Raw genomic sequence first — 13,405 nt, 5'->3', positions numbered from 1 at the left:
TATCCACATGCCCCCAACAGACCCGTAATTTCATCCACAGCCTGTGGATAGCGTGGATGACCATGGTGACTCGGACGGCAAAGCGCGGCGCACCTGAGTCAAGCTGTTGGCAAATCCGGGCGCAACGCATAAACCCCGCTGCCAACCGCCCTACTATCTCCATCATCCTTTTTGAATCTTAATAATAAGAGAGACTATAGATGAGCCCCGCCGCGCCGAGCGACCATCCCGCCAAACCGCTCATGGCCGTTCTCAGGGGCGAGTGTCCCGCTGTTCCGCCCATGTGGCTGATGCGCCAGGCCGGCCGCTATCTCCCCGAATATCGCGCGCTGCGGGCGGACAAGGGCGGGTTCCTGGAACTGGTCTATGACAGCCCCGCCGCCGCCGAAGTCACGCTCCAGCCTTTGCGCCGCTTCGGCTTCGATGGCGCGATCCTCTTTTCCGACATTTTGATCGTACCCTACGCCATGGGGCAGGATCTGTGGTTCGAGGCTGGCGAAGGCCCGCGTCTCGCCCCGATCCTTGCCGAAACCGACCTGTCGGCACTGACACCCGATTTCAGCCGCTTCGAGGCGGTCTACGAGACGGTGCGGCAGGTGAAGGCGGCGCTGGACCCTTCGGTCACCTTCCTGGGCTTTGCAGGCAGTCCCTGGACGGTCGCAACCTATATGGTGGCGGGGCAGGGCAGCAAGGATCATGGCCTTGCCCGCCGCATGGCCTATAATGAACCCGATCGTTTCGCCGCGCTGATCGACGCCATCGTCGATGCGACCGTCACCTATCTGTGCGGCCAGATCGATGCGGGCGTCGAAGCTGTGCAATTGTTCGATAGCTGGGCCGGCAGCCTGTCGCCGCTGCAATTCCAGCGCTGGGTGATCGAGCCCAACAAGCACATCGTCGCGCGATTGAAGGCGCTGCACCCCGATATCCCGATCATCGGCTTTCCCAAGGGCGCGGGCGCGAAGCTCGCCGACTATGCCGCGCAGACCGGCGTCGATGCGGTCGGCGTCGATGAAACCATCGATCCGCACTGGGCGAACCAGGCGTTGCCAAAGGGGATGCCGGTGCAGGGCAATCTTGATCCGCTGGCGCTGATCGCGGGCGGCCGCGCGGTGGAGGAAGCGGTGGATATAATCCGCGCCGCCTTCGCCGACCGGCCGCATATCATGAATCTGGGCCATGGCATTTTGCCCGACACGCCCATTGCGCATGTCGAAGCGCTCATTAGCTATGTGCGCGGATCATGATGTCGCTGAAGGGAGTTTCCGCCTGATGGCCTATCTTGGCGCCGCCTATCTCTGGGTGAAGGCCGCCCATGTCATCTTCGTCATCTTCCTGATGGCGGGGCTGTTCATGATGCCGCGCTTCTTCGTCTATCATCAGGAAACCGTACCCGGATCGCCCGAAGACCAGAAATGGATCGAGCGGGAAGGACGACTGCTCAAGATCATCCTCAATCCCTCGCTGGTCCTGGTCTGGCTGTTCGGGCTGATGCTGATGGTGGAGATCGGCGCGTGGAGCTTTGGCTGGTTTCACCTCAAACTGCTCTTCGTCCTCGGCCTGTCGGGCTATCATGGCTGGATCGCGGGCTATACGAAGAAGCTTGCGCGGGGTCAGCGCCCGCTCAGCGACAAGCAATTGCGGATGATGAACGAAATCCCCGGCATCGCCGCCGCGGTCATCGTCATCGCGGTGATCGTGAAGCCTTTTTAGGTATCATAATGGGGTAACGCCCTCTCGACGTGATCGATCGATCAGGCCGGATCGACCGCGATATTGTCGATCAGCCGGGTCTTGCCCAGCCTTGCCGCGCCCAGCAGCCGCGCGGGTCGATCCAGCACCGTCATCGGCGCCAGCGTCGCCGCATCGCACAGGCTCACATAATCGACCGGGTCGAAGCCATGCGCCGCCAGCGTAGCGATCGCCTTGGCCAGCGCGCCCTCGACGGGTTCGCCCTTCTCGATCTGCCGTTTAGCCTCGCCCAGCGCGCGGGGCAGGGCCAGCGCCGCCTTGCGCTCTTCTTCGCTCAGATAAGCGTTGCGGGAGGAGAGGGCGAGGCCGTCCTCGGCCCGCTGGGTCGGCATCCCGATAATCTCGACGGATAGGTCGAGGTCCGCCACGAAACGGCGGATCACGGCGAGCTGCTGATAATCCTTCTCGCCAAAAATCGCAACATCGGGCCGCACCTGGTTGAATAATTTGGTAACAACCGTCGACACCCCGTCGAAATGGCCCGGCCGGGCTGCGCCGTCCAGCCCGTCGCTGATCCCGGACACGCTGATGTTCGTGGCGTAACCGGCCGGATACATGACATTGACGGGCGGAATCCAGAGGATGTCCACGCCTGCCGCGACCAGCATCTGTGCATCCTTCGCCTCGCGCCGGGGATAGGCGTCCAGATCCTCGTTGGGACCAAATTGGCGGGGATTGACGAAGATCGACACGACGACATGCCGCCCGCGCCGCCGCGCTTCCTCCACCAACGCCATATGACCGTCATGCAGCGCGCCCATTGTGGGCACCAATGTCAGCGGCTTTCCATCGCTTTTCAGCGCATCGACGGCGGCACGAAGGGCGGGCAGGTCACGCAGCGTTTGCACGGAAGGAACGGCTCCGATAAGGGCTTTACTATAGCTGTCCTGCTAGGCTCGCGCCGGCGCGACCGTCAACAAACATTGCGACAATCAACGGGGTTAACCGGGGCAAATGGGCAATCCACAGCCGCATCTCATCGTCTTCGCCAATGAAAAGGGCGGCACCGGCAAGTCGACCACGGCGGTCCACACCGCTATCGCCTTGAGCGCGTTGGGTCATCGCGTCGGCATGATCGACCTCGATCCGCGCCAGCGGACCGTCACCCGCTATATGGAAAATCGCCTCGACACCGCACGCCGCCGCAGCATCGAATTGCCCACGCCCGATTTCGCCGTCTTCACCGGCGACAGCATCGCCGCGCTGGACGACCAGGTCGTGACCCTGGCGGCTGACAAGGATTTCCTGGTGGTCGATACGCCCGGCCGCGACGACGTCTTCGCCCGGCATCTGGCGCCGCACGCCAACACGCTGGTCACGCCGATGAACGACAGTTTCGTCGATTTCGACCTGATCGGCCAAGTCGACCCGGAAACCTTCAAGGTCCGCCGCCTGTCCTTTTATTCCGAACTCATCTTCGAAGCGCGCAAGACGCGGGCGAAGGTCGATGGCGTGGCGATCGATTGGGTGGTGCTGCGCAACCGCGTTCAGCATCATGACGCGCGCAACAAAAAACGGGTCGGCGACGCGCTGATGGAACTCTCCCGCCGGGTCGGCTTCCGCGTCATACCCGGCCTGTCGGAGCGCGTGATCTTCCGCGAACTCTTCCCTTCCGGCCTCACCCTGCTTGACAAGGGGCATCTGGGCGAATTGGGGGTCAGCCATATCGCCGCGCGCCAGGAATTGCGCGAAATGGTGTCCGGCCTGGCTCTGCCGACGCGCGATGGCGTGACGTCGATGGACCTGCTCGGCGCGGCCTGATGGGCGTGCTGACGCTCTTCATCGCAGCGCTTGCGATCTGGCTGATCTGGACGGGAAAGTTGCAACGCATGACGGCAAAAGATGGCATGGCGTTGGGCGCGGCGCTGGTCGGCGCGGTGCTCGCGGCCAAAGGCAAACCCGTCATCGGCGCGCCGCTGCTGATCGGCGCGGCGCTGTTTTTCGCCAAGCAGGGCAATATCAAGGCGAAAGCCCGCACGCGCCCCGCCGCGCCCGTCGCGCCGCCGCCTGCCGATGACGTGGCGAAGGCGCGAGCGCTGCTGGGGGTCGCACCCGATGCGGATGCCGGGACGATCCGGGCCGCCCATCGCCGCCTCATCGCCTCGGTCCACCCCGATAAGGGCGGGACCGAGGCGCTCGCCGCCCAGATCAACGCCGCGCGCGACCTGCTGCTCGACGATCAGACGCAGCGTTGACGCACCTTTTCGATCCCACGTTGCTGCGCGATTATGATCTGCGCGGCAGGGTGGGCGATACGCTGCGCGCCGCCGACGCCTGGGCGCTGGGGCGCAGTTTCGGCACGATCGTCGCCCGCGCCGAAGGACGACGGATTGCGGTGGGCTATGACGGGCGACTGAGTTCGCCGATGCTGGAAAGCGCGCTGGTCGAGGGATTGACCGCAACCGGCATCGACGTGCTGCGCATCGGCCTTGGTCCAACGCCGATGCTATATCATGCCGACACGGCGCGCGATCTGGATGGCGGCATCCAGATAACCGGCAGCCATAATCCCGGCGACCAGAACGGCTTCAAGCTGGTCCACCGTCGTGCCCCTTTTTTCGGGGACGATATCCAGCGTCTGGGCGCGCTGGCGGCGGCCGGTGACTGGAACAGCGGCGTGGGGCGTGTCGAAACGATTGACGTCATGGATAGCTATGTCGCGCGCTTGATGCAGGGTTTCGACGGCCCGGCCTGCCGCATCGGCTGGGACGCGGGCAATGGCGCCGCTGGTCCGGTGGTGGAGAAGCTGACGCAATTGCTGCCCGGTGAGCATCATCTGCTCTTCACCGATATAGACGGACATTTCCCCAACCATCATCCCGATCCTTCCCAGGAACGGAATCTGGCCGACCTGCGCGCGCTCGTCCTTGCCAAGCAACTCGATTTCGGTGTGGCTTTCGATGGCGACGGCGACCGGATCGGCGTGATCGACGGGCTGGGTCGGACGATCGCGGGCGACCAGCTGCTCGGCCTCTTCGCGCAAATCATATTGGAAAAGCGGCCCGGCGCGCCGATCGTGGCGGATGTGAAGGCCAGCCAGACCGTTTTCGACCGCATCGCGATGCTGGGCGGACGACCCGATATGTGGAAGACTGGCCACAGCCATATCAAGTCCAGAATGAAGCAGATTGGCAGCCCGCTGGGCGGCGAAACCACCGGTCATCTCTTCTTCGCCGATGCGTATCCCGGCTATGACGACGGTCTTTACGCCGCCGTCCGCCTGATCCGCGCCGTCGGATCGCTGGGACAAAGCCTGACTGCCCTGCATGACGCGATGCCGACCAGCATCATCACACCCGAATGGCGTTTCCCGGTGGCCGACGCGCGCAAGTTCGCGGTGATCGCCGATATCCTCGCCCGGCTGAAGGCCGCGGGCGCTGATATCTGCGCGATCGACGGCGCGCGAGTCCGCACCGTCGATGGCTGGTGGCTGCTGCGGGCGTCCAATACCGAGGCTGCGTTGGTGGCGCGCGCCGAATCGGCCGACGAGGCGGGACTGGCGCGGCTGATCGCGCAAATGGATGCGCAACTGGCCGATTCGGGCGTCATCCGGGCAGAATCGACCTGAAAAGCGCCTGCGCCGCTCTCATATTTTGGTATCGTTAATCCGTTTTCTCCCGCTATCTTCCCTTACGGAAAGCATGGCCTGAGATAATGATTGCAGGAAACGCAATCGTCCCTCCATGTTTCGCATTTGCGACAATCCGCGCTGCACCGCAAAAGGAACTCGCCTTTCAGGCATCCTCTCCTAAAATCTCAAGGCCGTCCTTCGGGGCGGCTTTTTTTTCGTCTCGATCCGTTTGCCGTCCTGCCCTGTTGCCGTAGCGTTTCGCCCTGCCACATGCGCCTATAGCCGCGAAAATGGGATGGATCGGGCGATCCGCTCACTGGAATTTAACCACAATCCTGATAATCGGGCTGCGTCCAAACAGCCGGTCGGGCGTTCGAACGCCACCGATCAAGGCCAATATCATGCCCAGTAGAGGATCTGTCATGTTGCTTCGCGGTCGCCCTTTTTCTGCTCTTCTCCTGACCGGCGTCATGCTGGCGTCCGCGACCCCGGCCTTTGCCGGCGGATTCTACCTGCAGGAACAATCGCCCAAGGAAACCGGACGCGCCCTGTCCGGCGGCGCGGCGGCCGGGGACGATCCATCCACCATCTATTTCAATCCGGCCGCGATGACGCAGCTGTCGGGCATCCAGACCTCGGTCGGCGGCGTCGCGCTGATGGCGTCGGCGCACCAGACCAATCGCGGTTCGCGCCGCACCATCCCCGGATCGACCCTGTCGGTCCCGGTCGGCGGCAATGACGGCGGCAATCCTTTCGAAAGCGTCATCCCGATTCCGAGCTTCTATGCCAGCGCGCAGGTCAGCGACCGACTCTGGGTCGGCCTGGGCGTCAACGCGCCTTTCGGCCTGAAACTGGAATATGATGACGGCTTCTTCGGTCGCTATGACTCGCTCTACACCGACCTTAAAACCTATAATATCCAGCCTTCGGCCGCCTATAAGCTGAGCGACAATCTGTCGATCGGCGGCGGCGTCGACGTGCAATATGTCAAGGCGACGCTGACCAACGCGCTGCCGCAGCTCTCGCCCCTGGTCACCACGGATGGTTTCGCCAGCCTGAAAGGCGACGACTGGTCGATCGGCTGGAATGCGGGCCTGTTCTACACCACCGGCGATACCAATTGGGGCGTCCATTATCGGTCGGGCGTCAGCCACAAACTGGCCGGCACGCAGATCGTATCGGGCCTCGTCGGGCCGGTCGCCGCGGGCAATGGCGAATTCGCCGCCACCGCGCCGCTGGAACTGCCCGACATCGTCACCGTCTCGATGATGCATAAGCTGACGCCTCAGTTGCGCGCGATGGTCACCGGCAAATGGTATAATTGGTCGAAGTTCAAGGGCATCGCCGTCACCTCGGCCGCGGGCACCACCAACAAGGAACTGGATTACAAGGACAGCTATTCGGTCAGCGTCGGCGGCGAATATGATGTCAGCCCGGCCTTCACCCTGCGCGCCGGCACGATGTTCGATCGTTCGCCGACCAATCCGCAGCATCTGACCACCCGCGTCCCCGATGGCGACCGCGTCTGGCTGACCGGCGGCGCGACCTGGAACATGTCGGATGCCTTCGCGCTGAACCTCAGCTACGCCCATACCTTCGTGGAAAAGGCGAACATCATCCGTCCCGACAGCTATTTCCCATCGCCAGCAACCGTGACCGCCACCACCTTGTCGCAAACCAGCGGCAATGCGGATCAGGTCGCCGCATCCGCGACGCTGCGCTTCTGATTCTCGCGGTGCGGCCTGTTTCAGCGAAGCCGAAACGCAAGGATCTCCCGCTTCTAACCGTCACCAAACATCCCTATAGAGGCTCCGTAGCTTACGGAGCCTCTTTTCATGTCCGATCATAATCCCGGCCTGCGCCCCTGGCGCGACATAGCGCGGCGGCAGTCGCGCCAGATCATGGTCGGCAATGTGCCGGTCGGCGGCGGCGCGCCTGTCACGGTCCAGACCATGACGAACACGCTGACCCATGACGTCAAGGGCACGATCGACCAGATCCGTCGCTGCGAGGAAGCGGGCGTCGATATCATCCGCGTCTCCTGCCCCGACGAGGAATCGACGGCCGCCTTGAAACAGATCGTCCGCGCGTCCCGCGTGCCGATCGTCGCCGACATCCATTTCCACTATAAGCGCGCACTGGAAGCGGCCGACGCGGGCGCGGCCTGCCTGCGCATCAATCCGGGCAATATCGGGTCGGAAAAGCGGGTGAAGGAAGTGGTCGATGCGGCCAAGGCCAATGGCTGTTCGATCCGCATCGGCGTCAATGCCGGGTCGCTGGAGAAGGATTTGCTCGAAAAATACGGCGAACCCTGCCCCGAAGCGCTGGTCGAATCCGCGCTCGACCATATCAGGCTGCTCCAGGACCAGGATTTCCACGCATATAAGGTCGCGGTGAAGGCCAGCGACGTCTTCCTCGCCGTGGCCGCCTATATGCAACTCGCCGACGCGGTCGATTGCCCGCTGCATCTGGGCATCACCGAAGCCGGCGGCCTGATCGGCGGCACCGTGAAAAGCGCGATCGGCATTGGCAACCTGCTCTGGGCCGGCATCGGCGACACGATCCGCGTGTCCCTGTCGGCCGAACCCGAAGAGGAAGTCCGGGTCGGCTATGAAATCTTGAAGTCGCTCGGCATCCGCACCCGCGGGGTCAAGGTCATTTCCTGCCCGTCCTGCGCGCGCCAGGGCTTTGACGTCATCCGCACCGTGCAGGCGCTGGAGGAACGGCTCCAGCATATCCACACGCCGCTCTCGCTGTCGGTGCTGGGCTGCGTCGTCAATGGTCCAGGCGAAGCGCGCGAGACGGACATCGGCCTGACCGGCGGCGGGGCCGGCAAGCATATGGTCTATCTGTCGGGCATCACCGACCACACCGTGCAGGACGAAGGCATGGTCGATCATATCGTCCGCCTGGTCGAAGCCAAGGCGGCGGAGGTCGAGGCGGCCAAGGCGGAAGCCGACATGACCGACGCGGGCAAGGCCGAGGCGGCGGAATAAGCGGAGCGACGCGGTGCGCCCCACGCCCGGCGGGTTCGCCATTCCCTTCGCCATATGCTGCATCGGCGTCGCGCTATTCTCTGTGATGGACGCGGCGATGAAGGGGCTCAGCCTTTCCATCGGCCTCTATAATGCGCTGCTCTGGCGCGCCGCGGCGGGCAGCTTGTTAGGCCTTGCGCTGATGCTGCTCACCCGGCAGCGCTGGCCGGACCGCGCCGTGCTGCGCCTGCACCTGCTGCGCGGCGCGGTCGTGGCGCTGATGGCGGCGCTCTTCTTCTGGGCGCTGATGCGGATGCCGCTCGCCGAAGCGATCGCGCTCTCCTTCATCGCGCCGCTGATCGCCCTCTATCTCGCCGCGTTGCTGCTGGGTGAAACGATCGGACGGCAGGCGATCGCCGCGTCGCTGCTGGGACTGGTCGGCGTGGGGGTGATCCTGTCGGGCAAATTGCAGGGGCGTTATGACGCCGACGCGCTTTTGGGGGCAGGCGCGGTGCTGGCATCGGCCGTCCTTTTCGCCTGGAACCTCATCCTTCAACGGCAACAGGCGCAGCGCGCTTCGCCGATCGAGGTCGCCTTCTTCCAGCATATCGTCATGCTGGGCGTCTTTGTGCTGGGCGCGCCGGCCTGGGCTGTGCTGCCCGACCGTTCTGCGATTCCGCTGGTGCTGCTCGCGGCCGGCCTCGCCTTCACTTCCCTCGCCGCGCTCGCCTGGGCCTATGCGCGGGCGGAAGCGCAGCGACTGATCCCGATCGAATATAGCGCCTTTCTCTGGGCGGCGCTGATGGGCTGGCTGGCGTTTGGCGAGCGATTGACCCTGACCACGGTGGCCGGCGCATTGCTGATCGTCGCGGGCTGCCTTATCGCCGCCCGCAGCAAAGGGGCCAATGTCGCCCATGTGGAAGCAGGAACGGCATGACCGACATCATCATTCGCGACGCGCAGGCCGACGATATCGGCACCATTCATGCCTTCATCCTGGCGCTGGCCGATTATGAACGGCTTGCCCATGCGGTGAAGGCGGACCGCGCCACGCTCGCCCGCTATCTGTTCGGCCCGCGGCCGATGGCGGAGGTGCTGATCGCCGAACATGAAGGCCGGGCGGTCGGTTTCGCCCTCTTCTTCCACAATTTCTCGACCTTCGAAGCACGGCCGGGCGTCTATCTGGAGGATCTGTTCGTCCTGCCGGATGCGCGCGGCCTGGGCGCGGGCAAGGCGCTGCTCGCGCGCCTCGCCGCGCTGGCGATCGAACGCGATTGCGCCCGGCTCGAATGGTCGGTGCTCGACTGGAACGAACCCGCCATCGCCTTCTATCGGTCGCTCGGCGCGACGGCGATGGATGAATGGACGGTGCAGCGGGTCGATGGCGACACGCTGGCGGCGCTCGCCGCGCTCTGATCGAGCCAGCGCGACGAGCCGATCGGCCGCACCCTTGACGCGGACTCGCCGTCGGGTTCATTGTGCCGAAACGGAACATTTGGGGGACAAGCAGGATTATGGCCGTCGGCCGCACCGTGAAACGCACGCCGGAATGGCGCGAAATGCTAAAGCGCAGCGTCATCCGCAGCGGCGCGCTGATCGGCGCGATCACGCTCATGCTGGCGACCCTGTTCCTGGCCCTGGCGTTGCTCAGCTACGCGCCGAGCGATCCGTCGATGAACACCGTCGCGGGCGATCATGTCGCCAATATCATGCAGGCGCCCGGCGCCTGGACGGCCGATTTCCTGCTCTGGCTGCTGGGCGTCCCCGTCGCCCTGATCCTGCCGTTGATGACGGTCACCGCCCGCCGCATGTGGGGCGACCAGGATATGAGCGGGTGGAAGGGGCAGTTCGGGCAATGCCTGTTCGGCATCGCCCTGATCGGCATCGCGCTCGCCTTGTTCCAGAGCGCGCCGCTGGTCGGCCTGCCCGCGGGTTGGGGCGGGGTGATCGGCTTGGTCGTCGCCAAGGGGATCGCCAGCCTGACCGCGCAGGCGCCGGCCGCCGCGCCCTGGATCACGGGCATTCTTATCGTCGGCGCGCTGATTACGGGCCTGTTCGCCTGTTATCGCAGCCTGGCGCTGGAAAAGCCGATCATCGCGCTGCGTCGGCCCTCCTTGCCCAAACTCAACCTGCCGCGTCCGACGCTCGGTTTTGCCGGCCCCGCCGCTGCGGTCGATGATGACGACGACGCAGAGGATGAGCTGGCCGGGCGCGTCATCGCCCCGCGCAAGCAGGTCTCGCACGAGACCAAGCCGCCGATCACCATCCAGTCGCCCAAGCCCGCGCCGGTGCAGCGCGCGATGGCGCCAGTCAGCCAGGACGACCTGTTCGGCCACAGCTCGCTGCCCTCGCCCGACCTGCTCAACCCTGTCCCCGCCAACCAGGGCGGCAAGATCGACAAGGCCGCGCTGGAACGCAACGCCCGTCTGCTCGAATCGGTGCTCGACGATTTCCATGTGAAGGGCAACATCACCGAAGTCCGCCCCGGCCCGGTCGTCACCATGTATGAACTGGAACCCGCGCCCGGCATCAAGGCGAGCCGCGTGATCGCGCTGGCGGACGATATCGCCCGCAACATGTCGGCGCTGTCCGCCCGCGTCGCGACGATCCCCGGCCGCACGGTCATCGGCATCGAACTGCCCAACGCTCATCGCGAAGGCGTGTCCTTCCGCGAACTCATCACCAGCGAACAGTTCATGCAGGAAGCGACCCTGCCGATCATCCTGGGCAAGAATATCTCCGGCGAACCGATCATCGCCGACCTGGCGCCCATGCCGCACCTGCTGATCGCGGGCACCACCGGGTCGGGTAAGTCGGTGGGCCTCAACGCCATGATCCTGTCGCTGCTCTACCGCATGACGCCGGACCAGTTGCGCCTGATCATGATCGATCCCAAGATGCTGGAACTGTCGACCTATGACGACATCCCGCACCTGCTCTCTCCGGTCGTCACCGAACCGGCCAAGGCGATCCGCGCGCTCAAATGGGCGGTGGAGCAGATGGAGGATCGCTATCGCATGATGGCGTCCATATCGGTGCGCAACCTGGCCAATTACAACGAAAAGGTTCGCGCTGCGAAGGCCAAGGGCAAGCCGCTCGGCCGGCGGGTCCAGACCGGCTACGACCCCGAAACCGGCAAGCCCATTTATGAAGAGGAACAGCTGGATTTCCAGCCGCTGCCACAGATTGTGGTGGTGGTGGACGAGCTGGCCGACCTGATGATGACCGCGGGCAAGGAAGTCGAATTCCTGATCCAGCGGCTCGCGCAGAAGGCGCGCGCCGCGGGCATCCACCTGATCCTCGCGACCCAGCGTCCCTCGGTCGACGTCATCACCGGCGTCATCAAGGCGAACCTGCCGACCCGCATCAGCTTCTTCGTCACCAGCAAGATCGACAGCCGCACCATATTGGGCGAACAGGGCGCCGAACAGTTGCTGGGCAAGGGCGACATGCTCTACATGCATGGTGGCAAGGGCCTGACCCGCGTCCATGGTCCCTTCGTATCGGACGATGAAGTCCGCGTGGTCGCCGACCATTGGCGCGCGCAGGGCCAGCCCGACTATATCCAGGCCGTCACCGAGGAGCCGGAGGAGGGCAGCTTCGCGCTCGACGGCGTGGACCTGGGCGACGACAGCCCCGACGCGCAACTGTTCCGCAAGGCGTGCCAGCTCGTCTTCGAAAATCAGAAGGCCTCGACAAGCTGGCTGCAACGCCAATTGCGCGTCGGTTATAATTCGGCAGCGCGCCTGATCGAACGGATGGAGGAGGAAGGGCTGGTCGGCCCGCCCAACCATGTTGGCCGCCGTGAAGTGCTGCGCGACGAAAATGGCAATCCGCTCTGATACTGGCCAGATGATCTGGCCAAAATTGGTTACGATTGCGTATCGTGCAATCGCTCCAGCGGCCTTCGCATTTGCAGCATGAAGCGGAACCGGGCAATAGGATCAGGCCTTTCAGGCATCCTCTCCTAAAACTTTTCGGGCTGATCTTCGGATCGGCCCTTTTTTTTATCCGCGATTAGGACTAGGCGAATCCCGCTGCTGCCGCGCCGATAACATAATTGGAGCGGTGCCGCCGGTCAGACCGGCAGGGCGAGGCGGGAGCATGGGGGATCGAGCTGTCGCGACCGTCTGCGGATGCTCTCCCCCATCAAGCCCAAAGCTTGCTATTTCGGAACAGCCGGGTTCACAACGGGTTCAAGCCCGACCGCATATCCACACTTTCCTGAACAACTGGAGTTGAACGCCATGCAGCGCAGCCTTGCGCCCCTGATCCTGGCCCTCGCCGCCGCGCCGGCGGCCCTGTCGGTCGTCGTGCCGACCGCGCCCGTCGCCGCGCAGCAGGCCTCGCCCGACCTGACCCAGGTCAATGCCTATATTCGCGGCGTCACCACCCTCACCGCCGATTTCACCCAGACCGACCGTAGCGGTCAGACCCTGACCGGCAAGCTGACCCTCAAGCAGCCGGGTAAGATCCGCTTCCAATATCAAAAGGGCGTGCCGCTGCTGATCGTGGGCGATGGCAGGGCGCTGACCATGATCGATTATGAAGTACGCCAGGTGCAGCGCTGGCCGATCGGCAACTCGCCGCTGGGCGCGCTGCTTGATCCGAACAAGGATCTGTCGAAATATGGCAAGCTCGTGCCGACCGGCGATCCGTCGATCCTGAGCGTCGAGGCGCGCGATCCCAAGCGGCCCGAATATGGCACCATCACCATGATCTTCAAACGCAACGCCTCCGGGCCCGCGGGCTTGCAGCTTTACGGTTGGGTGGCGCTCGATTCGCAGAATAACCGGACGGCGGTGCGGCTGAGCAACCATGTCTATGGCGCGCCGGTGGCCGATTCCGCCTTCCGCTGGACCGATCCGCGACCCAGGGGACGGGCGGCGGGCGGCTGACCGGAGCGCCTTGCAGGACGGATGGAAAAACTTGGCGCTTCGTTCATCTGCCGCTCATATGGCGGGCGCTAATCAAGACCCAAGGCGAGAGACAACCGGGATTTCCCCCCTGTTACCCGGTCCCCCCTCTCGCCGCGAAGCGCTTCAAGGGCGCGATCGAGACCCCCGTTCCACGCCCCCGGAGCGGGGGTCTTACTTTGTGCGGCCTT

The 13,405-nt window shown here is 64.2% G+C and carries 12 protein-coding genes; 11 read left to right on the top strand and 1 reads right to left on the bottom strand.

Annotated features, from left to right (window positions below):
• The first annotated feature begins 200 nt into the window (after positions 1-200).
• Positions 201-1,247 (top strand): uroporphyrinogen decarboxylase, encoded by a 1,047-nt coding sequence (hemE, locus tag sphantq_RS10150; RefSeq protein ID WP_272798432.1) that lies wholly within the window; start codon positions 201-203, stop codon positions 1,245-1,247.
• 25 nt (positions 1,248-1,272) lie between these two features.
• Positions 1,273-1,713 carry a CopD family protein gene (locus sphantq_RS10145; RefSeq protein WP_066607210.1) on the top strand — a complete coding sequence of 147 codons (441 nt, stop codon included), beginning with the start codon at positions 1,273-1,275 and terminating at the stop codon, positions 1,711-1,713.
• A 41-nt stretch (positions 1,714-1,754) separates the two neighbouring features.
• On the opposite strand, the gene panC is transcribed toward sphantq_RS10145, so the two are convergent.
• Positions 1,755-2,600: a pantoate--beta-alanine ligase gene (gene panC / locus sphantq_RS10140; RefSeq protein WP_129925495.1), complete on the bottom strand. Its 846-nt coding sequence runs from the start codon at positions 2,598-2,600 to the stop codon at positions 1,755-1,757.
• 106 nt (positions 2,601-2,706) lie between these two features.
• Between panC and sphantq_RS10135 the strand changes: the two genes are divergently transcribed.
• The 9 genes from sphantq_RS10135 (at position 2,707) to sphantq_RS10095 (ending at position 13,196) form a co-directional block, all read left to right on the top strand.
• Positions 2,707-3,513 (top strand): division plane positioning ATPase MipZ, encoded by an 807-nt coding sequence (locus tag sphantq_RS10135; RefSeq protein WP_066607202.1) that lies wholly within the window; start codon positions 2,707-2,709, stop codon positions 3,511-3,513.
• Positions 3,513-3,947: a J domain-containing protein gene (locus sphantq_RS10130; protein ID WP_129925496.1), complete on the top strand. Its 435-nt coding sequence runs from the start codon at positions 3,513-3,515 to the stop codon at positions 3,945-3,947. Before sphantq_RS10135 ends, sphantq_RS10130 begins: the two co-directional genes overlap by 1 nt.
• Entirely contained in the window at positions 3,944-5,320 is a 1,377-nt protein-coding gene (gene pgmG / locus sphantq_RS10125; RefSeq protein WP_272798431.1) for a phosphoglucomutase/phosphomannomutase PgmG, read from the top strand. Before sphantq_RS10130 ends, pgmG begins: the two co-directional genes overlap by 4 nt.
• 425 nt (positions 5,321-5,745) lie before the next feature.
• Entirely contained in the window at positions 5,746-7,050 is a 1,305-nt protein-coding gene (locus sphantq_RS10120; protein WP_272798430.1) for an OmpP1/FadL family transporter, read from the top strand.
• Between the two features lie 108 nt (positions 7,051-7,158).
• Complete coding sequence (ispG, locus tag sphantq_RS10115; protein WP_066607193.1) at positions 7,159-8,319, top strand: flavodoxin-dependent (E)-4-hydroxy-3-methylbut-2-enyl-diphosphate synthase; 1,161 nt, start codon at positions 7,159-7,161, stop codon at positions 8,317-8,319.
• A gap of 85 nt (positions 8,320-8,404) precedes the next feature.
• Positions 8,405-9,235, top strand: a complete 831-nt coding sequence (locus sphantq_RS10110; protein WP_272800215.1) for a DMT family transporter — start codon at positions 8,405-8,407, stop codon at positions 9,233-9,235.
• Positions 9,232-9,714 (top strand): GNAT family N-acetyltransferase, encoded by a 483-nt coding sequence (locus sphantq_RS10105; RefSeq protein ID WP_272798429.1) that lies wholly within the window; start codon positions 9,232-9,234, stop codon positions 9,712-9,714. The genes sphantq_RS10110 and sphantq_RS10105 overlap by 4 nt, the downstream gene beginning before the upstream one ends.
• A 98-nt stretch (positions 9,715-9,812) precedes the next feature.
• Positions 9,813-12,140 (top strand): FtsK/SpoIIIE family DNA translocase, encoded by a 2,328-nt coding sequence (locus sphantq_RS10100; RefSeq protein WP_272798428.1) that lies wholly within the window; start codon positions 9,813-9,815, stop codon positions 12,138-12,140.
• 405 nt (positions 12,141-12,545) lie between these two features.
• A complete protein-coding gene (locus sphantq_RS10095) occupies positions 12,546-13,196 on the top strand; it encodes a LolA family protein (RefSeq protein WP_272798427.1) in 651 nt (216 codons plus the stop codon).
• Positions 13,197-13,405: the final 209 nt, after the last annotated feature.

Origin of the sequence: Sphingobium sp. AntQ-1, from assembly GCF_028538045.1 — a bacterium.
Taxonomy (GTDB): Bacteria; Pseudomonadota; Alphaproteobacteria; order Sphingomonadales; family Sphingomonadaceae; genus Sphingobium; species Sphingobium cupriresistens.
Note: the sequence above shows the minus strand (reverse complement) of the source record. Positions and strands in the feature narration are given on the sequence as shown.